Source organism: Planomicrobium sp. CPCC 101079 (assembly GCF_007859275.1).
Taxonomy (GTDB): Bacteria; Bacillota; Bacilli; order Bacillales_A; family Planococcaceae; genus Planococcus.
Genome location: NZ_VOHC01000002.1, coordinates 99,698 through 121,064, shown reverse-complemented (window position 1 = coordinate 121,064; position 21,367 = coordinate 99,698). Strand labels below are relative to the sequence as shown.

The 21,367-nt window shown below is 43.2% G+C and carries 20 protein-coding genes; 14 read left to right on the top strand and 6 right to left on the bottom strand.

Annotated elements, in window-relative coordinates; translation table 11 throughout:
• Positions 1-145: 145 nt before the first annotated feature.
• Complete coding sequence (locus tag FQV28_RS01350; RefSeq protein ID WP_146493805.1) at positions 146-970, bottom strand: STAS domain-containing protein; 825 nt, start codon at positions 968-970, stop codon at positions 146-148.
• Between the two features lie 327 nt (positions 971-1,297).
• On the opposite strand from FQV28_RS01350, the gene FQV28_RS01345 reads away from it, so the two are divergent.
• A complete protein-coding gene (locus FQV28_RS01345; protein WP_146493804.1) occupies positions 1,298-2,023 on the top strand; it encodes a helix-turn-helix domain-containing protein in 726 nt (241 codons plus the stop codon).
• A gap of 48 nt (positions 2,024-2,071) precedes the next feature.
• Here the strand turns inward: FQV28_RS01345 and FQV28_RS01340 are convergent, their stop codons facing one another.
• Together FQV28_RS01340 and FQV28_RS01335 are read right to left on the bottom strand one after the other, a co-directional pair.
• Complete coding sequence (locus tag FQV28_RS01340) at positions 2,072-2,809, bottom strand: hypothetical protein (protein WP_146493803.1); 738 nt, start codon at positions 2,807-2,809, stop codon at positions 2,072-2,074.
• Positions 2,810-3,020: 211 nt separating this feature from the next.
• The gene (locus FQV28_RS01335) at positions 3,021-3,737 is read right to left on the bottom strand and encodes a 3-ketoacyl-ACP reductase (protein ID WP_146493802.1); all 717 of its coding nucleotides are present in this window, start codon (positions 3,735-3,737) and stop codon (positions 3,021-3,023) included.
• A gap of 286 nt (positions 3,738-4,023) precedes the next feature.
• Between FQV28_RS01335 and FQV28_RS01330 the strand changes: the two genes are divergently transcribed.
• Together FQV28_RS01330 and FQV28_RS01325 are read left to right on the top strand one after the other, a co-directional pair.
• Entirely contained in the window at positions 4,024-4,257 is a 234-nt protein-coding gene (locus tag FQV28_RS01330) for a hypothetical protein (RefSeq protein WP_146493801.1), read from the top strand.
• Between the two features lie 91 nt (positions 4,258-4,348).
• Positions 4,349-5,164 (top strand): alpha/beta fold hydrolase, encoded by an 816-nt coding sequence (locus FQV28_RS01325; protein WP_146493800.1) that lies wholly within the window; start codon positions 4,349-4,351, stop codon positions 5,162-5,164.
• A 106-nt stretch (positions 5,165-5,270) separates the two neighbouring features.
• Here the strand turns inward: FQV28_RS01325 and FQV28_RS01320 are convergent, their stop codons facing one another.
• Both FQV28_RS01320 and FQV28_RS01315 read right to left on the bottom strand, forming a co-directional pair.
• On the bottom strand, positions 5,271-5,771 hold the full coding sequence (locus FQV28_RS01320) for a DUF4188 domain-containing protein (RefSeq protein WP_146493799.1): 501 nt from the start codon (positions 5,769-5,771) through the stop codon (positions 5,271-5,273).
• Between the two features lie 2 nt (positions 5,772-5,773).
• Positions 5,774-6,325, bottom strand: coding sequence for a PadR family transcriptional regulator (locus FQV28_RS01315; RefSeq protein ID WP_186763753.1), 552 nt, complete (start codon positions 6,323-6,325; stop codon positions 5,774-5,776).
• A gap of 149 nt (positions 6,326-6,474) precedes the next feature.
• Between FQV28_RS01315 and FQV28_RS01310 the strand changes: the two genes are divergently transcribed.
• The 3 genes from FQV28_RS01310 to FQV28_RS01300 all read left to right on the top strand — a co-directional run bounded on the left by FQV28_RS01310 (position 6,475) and on the right by FQV28_RS01300 (position 9,529).
• Positions 6,475-7,644: a M20 peptidase aminoacylase family protein gene (locus FQV28_RS01310; protein WP_146493798.1), complete on the top strand. Its 1,170-nt coding sequence runs from the start codon at positions 6,475-6,477 to the stop codon at positions 7,642-7,644.
• Between the two features lie 89 nt (positions 7,645-7,733).
• Positions 7,734-8,282, top strand: a complete 549-nt coding sequence (locus FQV28_RS01305; RefSeq protein WP_146493797.1) for an alpha/beta hydrolase — start codon at positions 7,734-7,736, stop codon at positions 8,280-8,282.
• A 197-nt stretch (positions 8,283-8,479) separates the two neighbouring features.
• Entirely contained in the window at positions 8,480-9,529 is a 1,050-nt protein-coding gene (locus tag FQV28_RS01300) for a YkvI family membrane protein (RefSeq protein ID WP_146493796.1), read from the top strand.
• 48 nt (positions 9,530-9,577) lie between these two features.
• Here the strand turns inward: FQV28_RS01300 and FQV28_RS01295 are convergent, their stop codons facing one another.
• Positions 9,578-10,741, bottom strand: coding sequence for an MFS transporter (locus FQV28_RS01295; RefSeq protein ID WP_186763752.1), 1,164 nt, complete (start codon positions 10,739-10,741; stop codon positions 9,578-9,580).
• Positions 10,742-10,935: 194 nt separating this feature from the next.
• Between FQV28_RS01295 and FQV28_RS01290 the strand changes: the two genes are divergently transcribed.
• The 8 genes from FQV28_RS01290 (at position 10,936) to FQV28_RS01255 (ending at position 21,348) form a co-directional block, all read left to right on the top strand.
• Positions 10,936-11,502, top strand: coding sequence for a TetR/AcrR family transcriptional regulator (locus FQV28_RS01290; RefSeq protein ID WP_146493794.1), 567 nt, complete (start codon positions 10,936-10,938; stop codon positions 11,500-11,502).
• A 56-nt stretch (positions 11,503-11,558) separates the two neighbouring features.
• Entirely contained in the window at positions 11,559-13,004 is a 1,446-nt protein-coding gene (locus FQV28_RS01285) for a DHA2 family efflux MFS transporter permease subunit (protein ID WP_146493793.1), read from the top strand.
• A 250-nt stretch (positions 13,005-13,254) separates the two neighbouring features.
• Entirely contained in the window at positions 13,255-14,178 is a 924-nt protein-coding gene (locus FQV28_RS01280; protein WP_146493792.1) for a DUF5996 family protein, read from the top strand.
• Between the two features lie 124 nt (positions 14,179-14,302).
• Positions 14,303-15,469, top strand: coding sequence for an NADH-dependent flavin oxidoreductase (locus FQV28_RS01275; RefSeq protein ID WP_255472754.1), 1,167 nt, complete (start codon positions 14,303-14,305; stop codon positions 15,467-15,469).
• A 339-nt stretch (positions 15,470-15,808) separates the two neighbouring features.
• Positions 15,809-18,172 (top strand): glycoside hydrolase family 65 protein, encoded by a 2,364-nt coding sequence (locus FQV28_RS01270; protein ID WP_146493790.1) that lies wholly within the window; start codon positions 15,809-15,811, stop codon positions 18,170-18,172.
• Between the two features lie 104 nt (positions 18,173-18,276).
• Positions 18,277-19,521: a sugar ABC transporter substrate-binding protein gene (locus FQV28_RS01265; protein ID WP_146493789.1), complete on the top strand. Its 1,245-nt coding sequence runs from the start codon at positions 18,277-18,279 to the stop codon at positions 19,519-19,521.
• A gap of 115 nt (positions 19,522-19,636) precedes the next feature.
• Positions 19,637-20,512 (top strand): carbohydrate ABC transporter permease, encoded by an 876-nt coding sequence (locus FQV28_RS01260; protein ID WP_146493788.1) that lies wholly within the window; start codon positions 19,637-19,639, stop codon positions 20,510-20,512.
• Entirely contained in the window at positions 20,512-21,348 is an 837-nt protein-coding gene (locus FQV28_RS01255; RefSeq protein ID WP_146493809.1) for a carbohydrate ABC transporter permease, read from the top strand. Before FQV28_RS01260 ends, FQV28_RS01255 begins: the two co-directional genes overlap by 1 nt.
• Positions 21,349-21,367: the final 19 nt, after the last annotated feature.

Sequence of the window (21,367 nt, the reverse complement as noted above, 5' to 3'; positions counted from 1 at the left end):
GGAAAGCCCGCTGCCTACGCTTCCCTCATTCCCCTCTTCTGTAAAAGAAAAAGGCTTGACTACTGATAAGAAAGCGTCCGCCTGGAGCGCAATGTGAAAAGAGCAACAAGAGTTTCTCGACAGCCTGCTGCTTTTTCTAATTTCCTTAAATGACAAGGTATTCTTTTAGCGCTTGTTGCAACGTGCCAAGTGTTTTTGTTTTTGAATCAAAAGAAAGATTGAGATGAATCATTTTACGGACAACTTCAGCGCGCAAACCTGTAATGACGGTATTGCAGCCCATCATTGCTGTACCATCGATGATCTTCATTAAATGGTGAATCACTTCCGGTTCCATATCGGCGATTCCAGACAAGTCCATGATTAATGTTTGAATGCGGGTTCTGCCAATTTCCATTAATACTTTTTCTTCTAGAACCGTCGTGCGGAAAGAATCCACTGAACCGATCAATGGCAAAATACAGACAGATGTATTGATAGGGATTATCGGAACGGATAAGTTTTCTACCATCTCCCGGTGTGCGTGCAGCAAGGCATCCTTATATGTAGAATAATTGATGAAAAATGTATTCAAGAACGCATCGACTCGAGAATTGATGTCCTTTTCCATACGGAAAAAGTCGAACACTACTTTGTTTTCTTTAGCATCGTTATACTGCTGGATAAATGTCCAAAGCGAACGGCGGATAGCTTGCACCCACTCTAATTTGAATGATAACTCCATCGAATGTGTCGCCCAGGCAATTCCTTCTTGTTTTGCGAACAACGCTAACTCTACTTCGTTGCCTTCAATGATATAAACAACCAATTTATGTGCATTTGCTACCAAATCAATATTGCCGACAGCAAGAATTTCATCGATCCGGTCTTTTACATTGACCGCTTCAGCTAATAATTTTTCGTCAAAAGCCTCTTGGTATTTTTCAAAAAAAGATTTAATTTCCATAGAATTTTGTATTGCCTCTGCCATTTTTGCTGCTCCTTTATAGTTAAATTTTCACAGAAATTAGTACACTATTCTTATATTAAATCATTTATGCTTAGGGAGTCAAAATTAAAGGTGTAATCGATTTCATAATTAGTTGTATAACTTTGCACTCCAATAGACCTGATTGGTTTTCGTCAAAGAAAATTACCAAGACAATGACTCTACTAAGGTAAACAAAAGAAGCAAGATGAAAAAGTAGCAACCAAGTAAAAAACTTTTAGGAAAAATTGTTTTAAAAAATGGTAGTTTTCAGAATAGAAAATCTCTATAATGAGAAAATATAGTTTGGAGAAGATAAGAGGTGCTTCTATGGAAATTTTAAAGGATTTTGGGAAACGGGTGAAAGAGCTTCGTCTGAAAGCCGGGATAACTCAAGAGTCACTGGCGATACGTGCAGAACTAGACCGCTCTTATGTGGGGGCGATTGAAAGAGGCGTGAAAAACTTATCACTGCTGAATATTGAAAAACTGGCAAATGCTCTTGATGTGGATTTGCCGTACTTATTCGAGCATGATAGTTTCGCTCCGCGCTCTGCTTTTCTGAAAAAAGAATTGAAAAAGCCATTGGAAGCAAGATTCATATACGAAGTCAATAGAGAAGAGCAAGTAATCGCTTGGCGTGTTGCCGGTCCTCTGAGTGAGTACGAAGCCAGGAAGGTAGCGGAAAAAATCAGGAGTATGGCCTTGTTGCTTCGGAGAGGCGAAATTAAACTGCTGATCGATAATCGTTCAATGATGGCCGATGGGCAGCCTTTCGTTTTCGCCCCCGAAGTTTATGACATATGGGAAGAACTCCAAGCATGGCTATGTCCTCGCCTCAAACAAGTTGTTGTACTTTGCAACTCCACTTTCATGAAAAATCAACTTGATAGACTGGCGAAAAGAAGCGGAATTGCTGGCTTTTCCAAGCATATTTACAGCGAAGAGGTTGAAAAAAGCAATGCAAAGGCATTAATGCTTCTTGGTATTTCACAATCGCAAATCCTAATAACGGCTTCGGCTGAAGCCAAGCGGGAATCCCGGGTTCCTGTATGAAAAAAGAGAGCCGTTTTGTTCAATTCAATTTGAACGAAATGGCTCTTTTTATAGGATTAGCTGAAGCATTCCGCCAATTGCAATGAGCCCGATTGTAAAGGCAAGAAAGCTGCTCTTTTTTTGTTCAGGCAACTCATCATTCATGATGTTCAAAATAATGCCGCCTGTCAGAAACGAAGAAAGGATGGCAATCGTAAATTCGCTGGCGTTTGTCATTTCATTAATCAGCCAGCCTGCCAATACGGAAAGGGCAAGAATCCAGCGGCCGGCTGTTGTGTATAATTCTTCATGGGTCAAATGGAGAACACGGTTGTTGGCGATAAAATGAAACGAGAACACAATAAAGTAGACGGCATAAGCGGCAATATTGTCCCCGCTCAAGTAAGGAAGCAAATAACCGAGCAATCCATTGTACAACGCAAAGGCGCCAATATGAAGTATGAAAATACGTTTTTCCGGCCTCGTCAAATTCTTTTCATCTTCATTTTTCTGTTGGGACTGGTCGTTCAGTTTATCTATGCCATAAAAAATTGCGATTCCAAGCAAAGAAAGCATATATGCGAAATAATGGAGATGTTCAAACACTTGGGGCAAATGCGCTTTCTCGACAACTTCTTCATAATGGGCCAGCTCAGGAACCAGGTGCAAAAAAACGTAAGCGATTGATCCGCCGGAAACTAAAGACATCAGGACATTTTTTTGAGGATTATTTAAAAACTTTATGTAATGAGTGTAAATGTGAACGACCATAAAGCCGAGTATCACCAATAAGCTTGGCACAAACATTAAAATTCCTCCTTTTCAGAAAACGGCTAATGCGCTTTATTAGCTTTTCTAATCTGTTACCCTTTTTCAGTAATATATATCATATTAGGCAAATAAATAAGCAAGCCATAAAAAAGAGCTGCCTCAAAGTCATAACTACTGACTATTGCTGACAGCTTTTTTCATTTCGGAATTTATGTGCCGAAACGATGCACTTTTTTATGCAGGAGATTTACGGATTAGTCGACCATAAGGCAGCCGACTTCATCAGGATGCGAGGGTGCAACTTCAACTGAGCCACCATGACTTCCGCCAAGTCTTCCGGCTGCATAACATTGTCGGGATTGCCGGTGATCAAGTTTTCCGAATAAGCCAGGTCCGTCACCACTGTACTTGGCGTCAATGCGCTAACACGGATATTGTGCTTTCTGACTTCAAGCATCAAAGACTCCGTAAGGCCAAGAACACCAAATTTAGAAGCGCTGTATGCGCTTGTGACAGGAGCGCCTTTTTGTCCAGACGTGGAAGAGATGTTTATGATATCTCCGGATTGTCTTTCGATCATTTCCGGAAGGACGGCTCTTGTCACATAATAAATGCCTATTAAATTCACATCAATGATGTTTTTAAAGTCCTCGGGAGAAAGTTCAAGAAACTTGCCGAATTTCCCGATACCCGCGTTGTTGATCAGAATATCGATTGGACCAAGTTCAGACTTGATATGCTCAACAGCTGCGATGACAGAATCATTATTCGCTACATCGGCTACGGCCATTGTGACATTAACGCCATATTGTTCAAGTTCTTTTGCCACTTCCTCAAGATTTGCCCCAGTTCTTCCGAGAAGCCCCACATGAATGCCTTCTTGAGCGAAAGCGATGGCGGTTGCGCGGCCAATTCCTTTGCCTGCCCCTGTAATTAATGCAGTTTTGCCCTTTAAATCTTGCATATTCTCCACTCCTTCAAAATCAATAAATTACATATAGGAGTATATCAATTGGAAATAAGGAAATCTAAGGAAAGGGCTTGTGGCAGCCTGCACGGTATGTTGGCGTGTACTTGTATTGGACAGCAGCCGTCGATTTCCTGTATAAGGTTAAAATGTCCATTCCGCAAGTAGTGGTTGCTTATTTTCACTATCCGGTTTGGGGATGAAATTTCAATAGGTAGTTTCATCTGAAGAACGCAGGGTAGTTTAGTAATAAGAAAGCATAAGGGCAGAGGAGGAAAAGATGATGAATGAAGATCAGTTACTGGCAACAGCAGATATCGAATCTGTTGATTCAGCGTTGCAAGACTACGGAGATAATGCCTCAATTTTGGTGCATCCTGATATGCTGAATCGAATGATGACGCATTTTCCGGACAACTTTACAAAACGAGGGGAAAATATTTGGTATAGAAGCACCCATGCAATTTCTGTTCATAACGCAGAAGATGGAGCGGTCGAAGTTATAGAAATGGGGTAAGGAATCAGCCATTCTCAGTTGAGAATGGCTGATGCTGTTTGCCAGTAACATATAGTGTAATCTCAGAATTCTTTACAAAAGAGGTGGGAGCATGCATACAGAACGAAAGGAAATTCGCATCGGCGAATCCAAGTTTTTTTATCGGACAGCCGGCACCGCAACGGAGACTGTTATTTTACTGCACGGTATTCCAACGAACTCTTTTATATGGGTTCATGTCATCCCTCAACTTGCCCAACACTACACCGTGATTGCTCCGGATATGCTGGGGTTCGGCCAATCAGACCGGGCAACGAGGGAGAAGTTGACGCTTCCGATGCAAGCGGAATATATAATAAAAATCATGGAAAAACTCGGCATACAGGCGGCGCATATTATTGGCCATGATCTTGGAGGAGGGGTTGCGCAAATTCTGGCCGTCAACCATCCTGAAAAAATAACCAGTTTTATGGTAATAGATGGCGTCGCATTTAACAACTGGCCCTTGCCAAAAGTTGTCGCTTTACGGTATCCGACTTCTTTGGAATTTCAATCTCCGGTTCTCTTTATCGAGAAAATGTTCAGTGGGGGGCTTTTCCATCTGGAACTTTTAACACCTGAATTGTTGGAGCCTTTCCTTTCGCCGTTCAATCATCCAAAAGGAATGCTTGAACTGCTAGAAGCTTCTTTTGCCTTAGATCACCATCAAACAGAAGATCTGGTGCCGCAATTAGCGCAGATCCAACTTCCTGCCACTTTTCTGTATGGGCAGTATGACCGCTATTTGCCAGCCTATTGGGGGCTTCGTCTGCAAGAAGCAGTTCCGAATTCGTCTTTTAAAGTATTGCCAGAGTGCAGCCACTTTTCGATGATCGACAATCCACTATTGGTATCTCAAGAAATTTTAGCGCATTTGGAGAAAACTTGAGATTTATCACTTTTGAAAATGTCCGCAGTGGCAAATAAAAAAGTGGCTTCTGCTGTTCGGATCAGAAGCCGCTTTTTTTATTTGCCGAAAGCACCAGGAAATGCCCTTACCCCAGTTCATCCATCTGCAGGCGCTCTTTTTTCCGAAGCCTTTTATGGGCGGAATTGGTGGCTGAATTGATTGGCTGCATGCCGAGAGCTTTTGCCAGGCCGAACACAGGCATATTGCCGTAAATCGATTCAAACTGGCCGGGATGGATGATATAAGTTTCATGGTAGATGCCGACTGCATCATTGTTGCTGACTTTCTGGTTAAAGTTTTTCCAAGCAGTTAAATGTTTCTGCCCTTTTGCGTAAGCCAATAAATCTTCCTCTGAGCGCCAATATTGAATCATCAGAGTGGTGCGCAGTCCAAAAAAATTTTCCATGGACAAGCAGCCTGCTTCTTTGTTGGTATATAACTCTTTAATCATGGGCGGCATTGCGGTGAATACAGGCCACCATTTACGGACGGCCCACCATTTATTGATGCGTGTTCCAATGACAAAAACAACAAATCCTTCATGGTGTTCGACAGTATGTCTCCCTGGAAAAACCTGAGCGCTCATCGTTATTCCTCCTTGATTAAAAGTTTCTTTGTTTCTTCGCACCAGTCGATTGCTGCTTGTGTAGTCCGCATGCCATAATCCAGCGTAATCAGCCAAAACGGCGCATCTTTTTCGTCTGCTAAACGAATAGCAATCATTTCTTTGATTGCTTTATACGTGTCATAGCGCACATAAAGCTTTTCTTGGTAGTTATCCAAATGGCGGCGAGTCGATTCCGGATCTTGGTGGCGGCTGAAAAATAACTTCAGCAACAGTTCGTTTTTTTCAACCGGAAGATCTGCGATTGGCTGGGCGAGCCAGCGTTTCAGCGCTTCGGTTCCTTCCGCAGTGATTTGGTATTCTTTTTTATCCGGTTTTCCTTCTTGTGCTGTATCATGAACTCGGGCATATCCTTTATCGACCAGCAGCTTAAGTGTCGGGTAGATTTGCCCGTAGCTGATTTTCCAGAAATGATTCAAACTGCCATCAATCATTTGTTTCATGGAATAGCCTGTATCGCAGCCTATTGTCAAAAGCCCCAGCAACGCATATTGCGTGTTGTTTTCCTTTATAATAAAAATCACTCCATATATCTATCGGATATATATCTTTTTGATATATATATAATATATTCCAAATGAGTGGGGATGTAAAGTCATTTATCAGATTATTGTGATAAAATAAAAGGATAATTATTAAGAAAATGAATAACGGGAGGCACAATATGCAAACAGCTTTACAGGAAGCGAAACCAATCGTCCATAAGGTCTTTGAACATTTACATACTCATCCAGAAATCAGCTGGCAGGAATTTGAAACCACTCGATACTTGAAAACATTTTTAGAGAAAGAAGGCTTCACTGTTGAAACGTTTGATGATTCAACAGGACTTGTAGTGACTATTGGAAGCGGAGAGCCGTGCGTCGGTCTTCGCACCGATATTGATGCTTTGTGGCAGGAAGTCGATGGTATTTACCAGGCCAACCATTCATGCGGCCATGATGCGCATATGGCGATGGCAGTTGGTGCTTTGCTTGTATTGAAGAAAATCGGCATGCCGAAGCTGGGACAAGTGAAAGTGCTGTTTCAACCGGCGGAAGAAAAAGGGAATGGAGCATTGTCCTTTATCGAAAAAGGCGTCGTTGATGATATCGACTATTTATACGGTGTCCACCTTCGCCCAGTTCAGGAAATCGGCCATGGCTATTCGGCTCCAGCCATCATGAATGGTGCAGCGAGAATGCTGAAGGGTTCAATCAAAGGAACCGATGCTCACGGAGCAAGGCCGCATCAAGGGCAAAACGCTATTGAAGTGATGGCGCTGCTTGTCCATGCCATCCGGTCAATCCACGTGGATCCGATGGTTCCGCATTCAGCGAAGATGACCATGTTTCAAGCAGGCGGTGAATCAGCGAACATCATTCCAGGGACCGGCACTTTCAGCATTGACGTCCGGGCCCAGACAAACGAAGTGATCGAAAAGCTGATGATCCAAGTGGAAAAAGCGGTCGAATCGGTAGCTCAATTGGCAGATGTTGAAATAAGCCTTGAAGTGACTGCGGAAATCGCGGCAGCCCAAGTGCATGAAACTGCAGTAGAATTGATGGCTTCTGCAATAAAGGAAACTGTGGGGGAAGAATCTCTGGTTCCTCCTGTTGTGACTCCGGGCGGAGAGGATTTTCATTACTACACATTGAAACGCCCGGCGGTCAAAGCGACGATGCTTGGACTTGGCTGTGATTTGGCGCCAGGATTGCACCATCCCAAAATGTCCTTTAACCGGGAGAGCTTGATGACCGGTGTTGAGATATTGGCGCGTGTGGTGATCCGCACATTTGAACATATGGAAAGTGGAAAGGAAAATAAAGAAAAGCATGAAGTGATTTCCCAGTAATATTCTTAGAAAAGCTGCCTTTTTAAATGGCAGCTTTTTTCTCTAGTCACAGGTGATATTGTAAAGAGGATAAGAAGGAGGCGGCTCTATTGGGCAAATCGGTTTTATTCATTCATAGTGCTGGTCCGCAAGGGAACGGGGAAGGCAGTTCAGGTTTAGTGGCGCATCTAGAAAAATCGTTGGAAGGTTATGAGGTGAGAAGCCCTCCCATGCCGGCTCCTGAAAACCCTCGATACGAAGAATGGAAAGCGGTATTAAAAGAAGAAATTTTCCGGATGCCTGATGGCGCATTGTTGATCGGCCATTCGATTGGCGGATCAGCTTTACTGAAATTTTTTCTGGAGGAAGAGGGGGATTGCCGGTTCGATGCGTTAATCAGCATTGCGGCGCCTTTTTGGGGGATAGATAAAGAGTGGATGAAAGAGGATTTTACAATAGCTGAAAATGCTTTTTTAAATAGAAAACACTTGCCTCTATTGTTCCTTTTCCATAGTTTGCACGATGAAGTTGTACCATTTCGGCATTTAGAGCGCTATGCGGAGCAATTGCCCGATGCTCTTATTGAATGCTTGGATCAAAATGACCACTTGTTTTTGCAGGGATTGCCGCTGTTAAGCAAAAGCATTAAAAACATGTAAACGGATAGGGGCGTCTGCCCTTTTTATCGAAGGTTAAGTTGCGCCTTATTGAAGGAGAAGAATGTAGGAAGGACAGGAGAAATAGCGGGTTGAGATGAAAGATAGGAGGGTATGATACGTTTAATAAGAAATAACAATATGAGGTATTTTGATAGAAACATTTTTTTGCTGCCGGAACATTAAGATTGGAGGATAAAATGAATAGAAGTATAAAAATGGGAAGTGCTTTTATCGGGATTGTTGTTGGGGCAGGTTTTGCTTCGGGGCAGGAAGTTTTGCAGTACTTTACAAGTTTTGGATACTGGGGAATGGGCGGTGCATTGCTGGCGATGCTGCTGTTTGGCTATTTGGGGATGGTATTGACTGGTATGGGCAGCCGGATGCAGACAGTCTCTCATGAAGAGGTCATTTATGCAATCGGCGGAAAGGTGATTGGGAAGATCATTGACTATACTCTCATCTTAACGTTGTTTGGAATTCTAGTTGTGATGATTGCTGGAGCCGGCTCAATTTTCTCCCAGCAATTTGGTTTAGCTGGAGCTTTTGGGCGTGGGCTTATGATAGTTTTGGTTATTATCACGATTATGATGGACGTGAAAAAGGTGATTGCAATCATCGGGAGCATCACACCTTTTTTGATTTTGATGATCATTGGAATTGTCATTTACAGCATTGCAACTAAAGATTTAAGCTTTGCGGCGCTTGAGCCCATTGCTGAATCTCAATTATCTGCCGCACCCCACTGGATATTATCAGCCGTTAACTATGTTTCTCTTTCAATCGCACTTTGCACTTCTATGGCGCTAGTCATGGGCGGCGCTGAAAAAGACGTTAAAGTTGCAAGGCGAGGAGGTCTGATCGGCGGCCTTGGATTTGGTTTTTTGCTTTTCTTAAGTGCTTTAGCCATTTTCGCTAAAGTGGATGTTGTCGGTGGAGCAGACTTGCCTATGCTGAGAATAGCGGACAACTTATCGCCGGCGATTGGCCTCATTATGGCATTTGTGATTTTTTTGATGATTTACAATACTGCCGTCAGTATGCTTCTCTCTTTCTCTGCGCGTTTTGCTAGTATCGGAACTCCACGTTTTAGAATCTTTGTCATAGTCGCTGGAGTTATTGCTTTCGGCTTGAGTTTTGTAGGCTTTACGAAACTTGTCAACTGGTTTTATCCTGCAGTTGGCTATTTGGGGCTAATCCTTATAGGTGCCCTTATTCTAGCCGATTTGCGGAAACCTAAAACAGCATAATAACTTCAATATTGAAAAGGCCCGGTCGAATAATGACCTGGCCTTTTCTTATGAAAATAGCGTTTTGTCTTCAACTTTATTTGTAATAGCGGCAAGAAGCAAGCCGAATAAAATCATAGCAGCTGCAATGAGCGTAATCAGTGTAAAGCTGGATCCCTGGTCCAATAACAACGAACCAAGCAAAGCCCCGATGCAATTTGCCAAATTGAAGACGGAAGCTGCAATGGTTCCAGACAACGAAGGTGCTTCGGTCGCCGCCAAAATTATTTTGGCGTTAAGGATTGGCGTCGTTCCGAAAGTTCCGGCACCAAACAGAAAGCACATCACAAGAGCCAGCAACGTGGAATGCAGCAGGAACGTAAATAGGGCCAATACAGCAGCTAAACAGGCAAGGGCCAAAATTAGCCTTTGTGTTAAAAGCGCTGGGCGGATGCGGCCGGAAGTGAAATTCCCGGCCACCGCACCGACTCCGAACAAAAAGAGGCCAACTGTTACACCGCCAACACCGAAGCCCGCATAGTCCCGCAGCATTGGCTCGAGAAATGTGTAGGCAGTGAAGACGCCTGAAAACCCGAAGACGATGATTGCCAAAACAAGCATGACGTTTTTGTTTTTAAAGATTTGCAATTCATCGCGTAGTTTAGGTATGACGGCATATTTTTCATTAGGCACACTTATAATAATGCCGATTAACGCCAGAAGTCCAAGGCCGGCAATAAACCAAAAGACTAGGCGCCAATCGAGAATGCCTCCAATATAGGAACCGAGCGGTACGCCAAGCATAATAGCTATCGTGAGCCCGCCTTGCACCGCGGCGATAGCGCCAGGGCGTTTATGCGGCTCGGTAATGGTAAAGGCGACAGACATGCTCAATCCAAAAAATGGCGCGTGCATGATTGCAGAGAAAAGCCGTGATAGTAGTAATACTGTGAAATTTGGAGCAGTGGCTGCAATGATGTTGCTGACAACAAACAAAGCCATAAGGGCAATCAGTAAAGGACGCGGAGAAATTCTGATTGTCGCAATTCTAAGAATCGGTCCAAAGACCGCTACACTAATTGCATAGACGCTCAACAATAACCCAGTCGTCGCGACTTCCACATTTAAATCGTTCGCAAATTGAGTTAGCAGGCCGGTCACGACGTATTCAGTCATGCCGATCGCAAATGTTGAAATCATAAAAACAATTAAAACCACTTTTCGTGACGTCAGTAATTGGGCCATAAGGTCACCCCTTTGCTGATTTAATAACATAAGAAAGTAGTGTAAAACAATTTTAATATAATGTCTAGAAAAAAGAAGGGATAGAATATTTTCTTTCCAGTGAAAAGAAAGATTGGACAATTTCCGGTTATTCAACTAATATAAGTAGACCGGTCGTTATAATTCGGAAGGAGAGAAAAATTGTGGGCAGTAAAAGGAGCGCCAAGGACCAATTGATAGAAACAGCTTCCCGGCTTTTTCGTTTGCGCGGCTATCATGGGGTTGGCCTTAAGGAAATCATTGAAGAAAGCGGAACTGCCAAAGGTTCTCTTTATCACTATTTTCCTGAAGGAAAAGAACAATTGGCAATAGCGGCTATCGAGCATACCAAAAACTTTGTTTCAGATAAAGTCCAGGAAGATTTAGCAGAAGCGGCAGATCCTATCAATGCTATTCAAGGCCATATCCAGAAACTTGCTCAAGAGTTCAACAAGGATTCGGTATTCGGCTTGCCTATCGGAACGATAGCCGGAGAAACTTATTTGACGAATGAGCCTATTCGGGCAGCCTGTCAGTCGGTTTTTGATGAATGGCAAAGGTTATACGAGGAAAAATTGTTAAGTTCCGGCTATAGCGAAAAGCAATCAGCGGATTATGCACTGGTTTTGATTGCTCTAATAGAAGGTGGAATTATTTTAAGCATTGCTTCAAAATCTGGTGAAGCGCTGAGCCGCATTGCCAGCCAAATACCTTTGTTAATAAAAAAATGAACTATTTTTCAAGCTGGTTCATAAAAACAGCTTGAAATTAGCGGGAGGAACAAAAGTTGTCTACATTAGCAAATTCGAAAATAGAAGAAAATATTAAAACAGCACCGATTTTAATTTCATTTTTAATCGCCGGTTTTATCGGCTTGTTCAGTGAAACGGCTTTAAATATGGCGCTCAATCAGTTGATTGAAATTTTCAGGGTAACGCCAGCAGATATCCAATGGCTGACAACCGGCTATTTACTGACAATGGGGATCTTGGTTCCTGTTTCCGGTTTACTTATTCAATGGTTTACAACCCGCCAATTGTTTTTGGCTTCTTTGGTCTTTTCAATTATCGGTACGTTGATAGCAGCACTTGCACCGAGCTTTGAAATTCTTTTGGCTGCCCGGATTTTCCAAGCAGTGGGAACCGCATTGTTATTGCCTCTTATGTTCAACACCATTCTTGTTATTTATCCTGTGCATAAAAGAGGGGCCACTATGGGACTCATTGGCCTGGTCATTATGTTTGCACCGGCGATTGGGCCCACTATTTCCGGCTTAATCCTTGAAAATCTAAGCTGGCACTGGATTTTCTGGATTTCGTTGCCGTTTTTGTTTATCGCTTTGCTGGCGGGCATTTTGTATATGCAAAATGTTTCGGCGTTGACTAAACCGAAAATCGATATTCTTTCTATTGTTTTTTCTTCAATCGGTTTTGGCGGAATCGTTTATGGCTTCAGTGTTGCAGGTGAAAATGGCTGGGGAAGCGCCTCGGTAGTCTTATCACTTGCCGTTGGCTTTATGGCCCTTGTGTTGTTTTCGGTAAAGCAATTCAAAATGGAAGAACCGATGATCGATCTGCGGGTTTTTCGATACCCGATGTTCACCCTTGGATTGCTCATGGTATTCTTGACATTCATGATCATCATGTCTTCAATGATCTTATTGCCGATGTATTTGCAATCAAGCTTGGCATTAACCGCTTTTACAGCCGGTCTTGTGTTGTTGCCAGGGGGTATTCTCAACGGCATCATGTCTCCGATAACGGGCCGCATTTTCGATAAATACGGGCCGCGTGGGCTTGTTCTTCCAGGGTTTATCATTATGGGCGTTATGCTTTGGATGTTATCGAATGTTACTGTCGAAACATCCATGATTACAATCATTGTGCTGCATACTTTGCTGATGGTCGGTGTTTCCATGGTTATGATGCCTGCACAAACAAACGGGCTTAACCAATTGCCAAGACATCTCTATCCATCCGGAACTGCCGCAATGAACACACTGCAGCAAGTTTCAGGAGCAATCGGCACTGCTGTAGCAATCACCATCATGTCTACTGGCCAGACCACGTATATAGAAGGAGCGAATGCGCCCGCATCTGCTTCACTAATCAGCGAATCGTTAACAGCGGGCGTTCAAGACGCTTTCATTTTCGGATTAGTTTTAGCCATTGCAGGTTTTGTATTTGCTTTCTTTATCAAATCAACGCAAACGAAAAAAGTAGTTTCAGAATAAATATGCAGTAACCAAGAAGGGCCTGAAAAGGCTCTTTTTGTTTTGGGGCTTTCCTTGCCATCTGAAAAATTTCCTATAAACGAAAGAAGATAGAAAAAGGGAAACAAGGCCGCCTTGCAGAACTAATAGGGATTGCTGCATTGTGTTTGGAGTCTGAAATGGAATGGGGGATCAGGGGGCGCAAAGAAGTTGAATCGGACATTGGAGAGCTATCCTATCTTAAGCTTATTGAGCGAAAGGGGAACACTGCATGGAATTGATCAAGTATTCCGAGTGGAAAGGTACTAAGACTACACTGCACTTGCTATCCCAGATATTGGGGAAGATCCGATTGGAAGTTGCACACCAAGAACCGCAATGGGCACACGTCATGCTGCCTTTGACTGCAGACGGGTTTTCCACGGGCCTTCTTTACGGGGAAACTCATATGTTCCAAGTGGATGCAGACATTCGAAATAGCGCGATACATGTTCAAGTTGACGGGCACAAACAGTCCATGGAACTGGAAAATGGAACACCGGTCAAAGCGTATTATGACTTTATTTTTCAAACGTTGGAAAAGCTCGGAACCCCGGTCAGCATTTATCCGAAACCGCAGGAAATGGATATCAAGATCCCGCTTGACGAAGATACGGAACACACCGTCTATGTTCAGGAAGATGCATTGCGTGGACTTGAACTTTTCCATTTCGCCTTGCATGAAGAACTGAAATTCATCGGACCAATGCGATGCCGAAAAGTCAAACCGGGACTTTTCTGGGGAACTTTTGATATATCGGCCATCATCATCCAAAACATTTCCGAACCTTTTCCGATGGATAAAGTAATTGAAAAAGCGGCCTTTGATGAGCAGTTTATCGAGTATGGATTCTGGCTGGGAGATGACAAGGTCGATGTGCCGAGTTTCTTTGTCTTGCCTTACCCATTTCTGTACAAAGACTTGAATGCCCCATCCTTAGAACCTGAAGAAGCCTATTACAATAAAGAAGTCAGTGAATATTTCTTGGACATGGAGGCAGTGTTGGCATCATCTGACACTAGCGGCCATGTTCAGCGCTTTTTCAATACGACGTTTGATATTTTATCTGAGGAACTGAAATGGGAAAACTGCAATTACTATAGGAATCCATTATTGATGAAAAGCCAGCCCACGTTATCCAAAACGGATGGATAAAGAATAAAAAATGAAGAAAGGCCGCCAGTGAAGATTTTTTCACTGGCGGCCTTTCTTCATGCTTGGAACCAAGATCAATTCCTTGGATTCGAGATTTTTATATGTTATTTTGATATATGAATTTGTGAAATGTATTGAAATTTGCATAAAGAAAAGAGGAACTACTATTAACTCTCTATACAATCCTTTATTCCAACCACTTGCTTTGCCTAATGGCGTTGTCTTAAGAGATCGCTTAGGCGTTGCACCTATGACTACATATTCTGGAAATCCGGATGGTACAGTCTCAGATGCGGAACTTACTTATTACAAGCGCCGCTCGACTATTGGCGACTTATATATTTCCGCATGCATCGCCATCTCGGAAAACGGCATTGCCTTCCCGAACCAGTTCATCGGATTTGATGACCGTGTCATGCCAAGCTTAAAGCAGCTTGCTTCTCAAATGAAATCAAATGGCAGCAAAGCCATCGTCCAAATGCAGCACGGGGGCCGGCATGGCCAGCCGGAATTGATTCCGGCAAATGAAACTGTTGCGCCAAGTGCTGTCACAACGCCAAACAGCCCCGTAGCACCGCGTGAGTTAACAAATGAAGAAATCCAGGCAATTATCCGTGATTTCGGCGAAACGACAAGAAGAGTTATCGAAGCCGGATTTGATGGCGTAGAAATCCATGGGGCCAACCATTATTTGCTGCAGCAGTTTGTTTCATCGTATTTTAACCAGCGCCAAGATGAATGGGGCGGTACACTGGAAAACCGGTTGAAGTTTTCACTTGCTGTTTTAAAAGAAGTTCAAGAGGTGGCCGCGAAATACGCTGACGACAGCTTCATTATCGGTTATCGGGTGTCTCCGGAAGAAATTCACGGGGAAACGGTGGGTTATACGTTGGCGGAAACAAAAGTGCTGATCGATTTATTGGTTGAAAACGGCGTCCATTATATCCATACATCCCTGTTTGATTTTAAAACACTGCCAGCTGGCAGTGTTCAAGAAGGCAGCATCGTCAGCATCTTGTCTGGCTATATCAATGGCCGTGTGCCGCTTGTTGTAGTGGGCAGTGTGAAAACGCCGCAAGATGCTTTAGAAGCTTTGCAAGAAGGCGCAGACATTGTGGCGATGGCGCGCCAAGTGCTCATCGATCCAGAATGGACAGAGAAAGTGAAAGCAGGAAACGAAGAGGAAATTTACACAACCATTCCGAAGAAAAGAGTCGGCAAACTGGATATTCCGGAATCGATGTGGAAAATGATCACTTCGTATGGAATGGTACAAGTGGCGGAAGAATAGAAGAAGGCGGAAAGGCTATGGGGGCAATGACCTCCATAGCCTATTTTTGTTTTTAAATCGACGTCTTAACATGAATCTCTCAATTTCAATAGAAAGATGCCTATGCAGCGGGAATCCAACGAAACAAATTCGGTGATTCCTTCTTGATTTTTGGGAATATATTGACTATTTGATAAAATAGTCGTATACTTCCCATGAAAGCGCTTTCCTTTTTGGCACACCTTTTGTTTTGTTGGACGCTTCTTAAAGACGTTTTAAACAAAGCATATATATTTTTATATTTTACAAAAACGTTTTCGTAAAAGTTTTGATGCTAATGCCAGAAAGGGGACTCTCAAAATGATGGAGTATAAACTTGGCACTGGAGAGTTCGAAAATTGGATTGTTTCAGAAACAGCATTTTCATCCAAGCATCTTGGGAAATGCGAAGCCATTATGTCGCTAGGAAATGGTTATATGGGGATGCGGTCTGCAACTGAAGAACCTTACATAAAAGAACAAAGAAATTGGTTTGTAAATGGTACGTTCAACAAAGCCCAATTGAACGAAGTGACAGAATTGCCGAATTTGGCGGACGTTACTCATATCGATATCCATTTAGATGGTGAACGCTTCAGCTTAGAGTATGGTGAAACCGAGAATTATGTACGCCAGTTAAATTTAAAAACAGCCGAATTGTCTAGAAGGTTTGACTGGATTTCACCTCAGGGGAAAAAACTTCGGTTTCATTTTAAACGCTTTGTATCTTTAGCCAATTTGCATTTGACGGCCACAAAAATAGAAATTGAAAGTTTATCCCATCCGATTGAAATTTCTTTAAGTTCCGGCATCAACGCACAAATGACTAACTCAGGGACGCAGCATTTTTTGGAAGGCGAAAGAAGAGTATTTGATAAACAATTGATCCAGCTCGTCCAAACGACAAGTGAATCGAATGTAGATGTGGTCATTAACACCACCCACAACATTAAATTGAATGGAGAAGAAACAAGGCTTGACCCAGAAATGGACATGGCCCGCCGAAAAGTATGGCTAAGTTACAAGTTCACCCTTCAGCCAAATGACCGGTTGGAAATGGAAAAAGTAACAACGGTTCATACGAGCCGTGATTTGGGTGCAGTGGAAGCAGAATATGATTTGCAGCAATTGCGCGAGTCTTCTTTAGGTGATTTAAAATTGCATGCACTTCAAGGATACAATGAACTTTTTGAAGCGCACCGGCAAGTTTGGAAGCAAAAAGTGTGGGGGGTCTACAAGCTTGAAATTGACAGCGAGGATCCTTTTGACCAGCTTGCTTTGCGTTTTGCACTTTACCACTTGTCGATTATTGCACCAGCGCATGATGCCCGTATGGGAATCGGTGCCAAAGGCTTGAGCGGCGAAGGTTACAAAGGCCATTCGTTCTGGGATACGGAAGTGTTCATCTTGCCGTTTTTCATTTATTCCAACCCGACGGTGGCGAAATCGCTTTTGACATATCGCTATCTTGGGTTGGCTGGTGCAAGGGCAAAAGCCAGCGGCAATGGCTACAAAGGCGCAATGTATCCGTGGGAAATGGCATGGCCGACTGATGGGGAAGTAACGCCTGTTTGGGGAGATATCGATATCGTTACCGGTGAACAGTCCCGAATCTGGTCTGGTGCAATCGAGCAGCACATTTCTGCTGACATTGCTTTTGCAGTTTATCAGTATAACGAAGTTACCAATGACCATGAATTCTTGAATCAGTATGGTTACGAAATCGTTTTCGAAACGGCGACGTTCTGGGCGAGCCGCTTGGAGTGGAATGAGGAAAAAAGGCGCTATGAAATCAATAACGTTATTGGGCCCGACGAATACAAAGAACACGTCAACAACAATGCGTTCACGAATTACATGGCCTACTTCAACTTAAAACTTGCCATACACTACTATGAGAGGCTGGCTAAGGAAAATCCGGAGCTGCTTGGAAAAATTGCAGGTCCATTGAAACTGGCTGCCGCATATCCGGATTGGCAGGAGAAAGCAGAAAAACTGTTTTTGCCGGAGCCGCGGAAAACAGACAGCGTGATTCCGCAGGATGATACGTATTTGCAGCTGGAAGAAATTGATCTCACAAAATACAAAAACCAGGAAAAAGTGCGGACCATTTACCGGGATTACAATTCCGAACAAATCAACCTTTTCCAAGTGACCAAACAAGCGGATGCACTGATTTTGCTGTACTTGCTGGAGCAAACATTTTTGCGTGAGGATCCGCGCATTTCAGCGGACGTTAAAAAAGCCAGTTTCCGCTACTATGAACCGAAAACATTGCACGATTCATCGCTCAGCTTAGTCACACATGCCATTCTGGCAAGCGATATCGGAGAACCTGGCTTGGCTTACTCGCTTTTCCAGAAGTCGGCTGAGATTGACTTGGGTCCGCTGATGAATACTTCGGACGAAGGAATCCATGCTGCATCAATCGGGGGGATTTGGAAAGCCGCGGTTTTCGGATTCGCTGGCATCCGGCTGATTGATGGGCGGCTCCGGATCGACCCAAAATTGCCAAAACCTTGGCGCATTATGAAATTCAACATCCAGTGGCAAGGGCTGGCCGTGGGAATCACAATCACACCTACTTTGTTGTCAGTCCAACTGGAAAGTGAAGGAGCAATTGAATTTGTATCGAATAACGCAGTCTATGAATGCACCGGTTTTGTCGAAGTTCCTCTTGCATAAAAAGCGGAATCGATCTAGTACGGAAATTTAAAGTTAGTAGTTATAAAATGAATTTTTCATTTTATTTACTATAGTATTCCAAATCGAACAAAGGGGGCATTTACATGAAGTTTCAAAAGAAGTCATTAGGCAGTCTGGTATTGGTATTAGTGTTGCTTTTGCTGGCAGCATGCGGCGGGGGACAGGAAGAGGGCTCGACCAGCAGCGGAGAAGAGGGCTCGGCGAACAAAATCACGATTTTCCAAAGCAAAGTCGAAATTTCTGATCAGCTGGAGGCATTGGCTAAAGAGTACACGGAAGAAACTGGCGTGGAAGTTGAAGTGCTGGGGACAACTGGGGACGATTATTTCCAGCAGTTGCAAATCCGTTTGAACAGCAATCAAGGACCTTCTATTTTCAGCTTGCAGCATGCAATGGAAGCTGAAAAATTAAAATCGTATGTGGCAGATTTAAGTGCTGAAGAATACGTCAAAGATATTGCGCCAAATATGGAGCTGAAGCTTGAAGACAAAGTTGTCGGCATTCCGTACGGTGTTGAAGGATTCGGAATCATTTACAATAAAGACCTTGTTAAACCCGAAGATGTGCAAGATTTGGCTTCGTTCAGAAGCACACTTGAAAATTTTAAAGCCCAAGACATTAATGGATTTGGCCTTGCTCAAGATGCTTATTTCTTGATTGGCCACATCAGCAACTATCCGTTCTCATTGCAGCCGGACCCAACTGATTTCATCAGCAAATTGAATGCTGGCGAAGTGACAATGGCACAAACTCCGGAGTTCCAGGAATTCGGCCAATTCATGGAAGCGATTAAAGTGAACACACCAACTCCTTTGAGCGTTACTTATGATCAGCAAATCGGTGACTTTGCATCCGGCAAAACTGCTATGATTCACCAAGGAAACTGGGCTGCGGGGATGCTCCAAGAATTTGAAATGGACTTTGAATACGGCATGTTGCCATTTCCGTTAATGGGCAACGACAAATTGGCAGTAGGAACAGGAAACAACTGGGCTATCAACAGCCAAAAAGAAGAAGGCGAGATTCAAGCTGCTAAAGATTTCTTGAACTGGATGCACACAAGCGAAGTCGGCAAGAAATACATTGTAGAAGAATTCGGCTTTGTCCCGGCTCTCACGACCATCGAGCCAGGTGAATTGGATCCACTGTCACAAGCGGTTTCTGAAGCTTCAAACAGCGGAGACACAATTCCATGGGCACAAAACGCTTATCCCGCAAATATCGTACCAAACGACTTGACACCGTTCGCGCAGCAGTTCTTCTCTGAGGATATGACAGGGGAACAATTTGTTGAGGAATTTGATAATGCTTGGCAAAGCGCCCAGTAATGAATTCTGTAATAGAAGAATAAGGCGAGGGACTATGGACACGCCATTGTTGGCGTGTCCAATCCTTAATTTAAAGATCTAATAAAGAAATCATTGGAAAGAAGGGGCGGAGGACATGGCAAGTAAGAATAAAAGAAGATGGTACGTGTTATTTACTGCACCTTTATTGCTTATTTTCACGACTGTAGTACTTATCCCGTTTTTAATCGGAATTTATTATGCATTTTTTGAATGGGATGGCATAGCAGCGAATCCTAAAGTATTTGTTGGAATGGAAAATTTTACGAGTCTTTTGCAAGATGAACGGTTTCTGGAATCCGCTTGGATCACAACTTTATTTACCGTGCTATCAGTCATTGCAATCAATGTCGTAGGGCTTGCATTTGCACTGTTGGTGACTTCTAAACTGCGGACGTCAAATGTCGCACGTACGATGTTATTTATGCCTTACTTGATCGGCGGCTTAATTTTGGGGTATATTTGGCAGTTCGTCTTTTTGGATGTTTTCGCCTTGTTCGGTGAGGTGACCGGATTGGACAAAGTGTTCTTCAACTGGCTGATTGATCCTCAATTTGCTATGTACGGCTTGGTGTTCGTGTTCACTTGGCAGATGGCAGGATACGTTATGATTATTTACATCGCAGGGCTTCAAGGAATTCCGAACGAAGTTGTCGAAGCTTCAAAAATAGACGGTGCTTCTCCTTGGCAGCGTTTCAGCAGGGTCACTTTGCCGCTTTTGATGCCGGCCCTTACAATTTCTCTGTTTTTGACGCTTTCCTCTGCGTTTAAAATTTACGATGTCAACTTATCGTTGACAGGCGGAGGTCCCGCCAACTCTACTGAAATGTTTGCAATGAATATTTACAACGAAATTTTCGGAAGCGGAAATTATGGGCTCGGACAAGCAAAAGCCATTGTCTTTTTCTTGATTGTAGCTGCTATTACGTTGACACAGGTTTATATTACAAAGAAACGGGAGGTAGAAATGTGATGCGGAAACTATTTGGATACTCAAAAGAGATTTTGCTCGTCCTGCTTGCCATTGTCTTTTTGTCTCCTATCTACATCATCTTTGTAAACTCCTTCAAAGATCGCCAGGAACTTTATGACAATGCCCTTTCGTTGCCGGCAACGTTTAGCCTGCAGTATTACTTAGAAGCCATGGAAAAAATGAATTTTCTTAGTGCCATCGCCAATTCACTTTATGTCACGATTCTTTCAGTCGTGATCATCGTGGTTTTATCTTCCATGACTGCCTGGATGCTCGTTCGGACTGGCGGCAAACTCAGCACCATCATATTCATGACGTTTATCGCAACCATGTTAATTCCTTTCCAAACGCTCATGATGCCGCTGATGCAGTTTATGAGCTCTATTACGAACAATTTGAACATTCCAATGTACAACACACGCGAAGGGCTCATTTTCATGAATGTCGGTTTCCATGCCAGCCTTTCCGTTTTTCTATACCATGGATTCATCAAATCAATTCCGATTACGCTTGAGGAAGCTGCTACAATTGATGGCGCTTCGAAGTTCGGTGTTTTCTGGAGAATCATCTTCCCGATGTTAAAACCAATAACCGCGACAGTCATGATTTTAAATGTTATCAGCATATGGAATGACTTCCTGCTGCCTTCATTGACCCTTATCGATGTAGGTTTACGGACAATTCCATTATCAACGTTTTATTTCTTTGGCGAATTCTCGATTCAATGGAATCTTGCAATGGCCGGCTTGACGTTGACGATTATTCCGGTAATTATTTTCTATGCACTTGCACAAAAACACATTATTAAAGGAATTGGTGAAGGAGCAGTCAAGTGAAGCCATTCTTGCAGGAGGG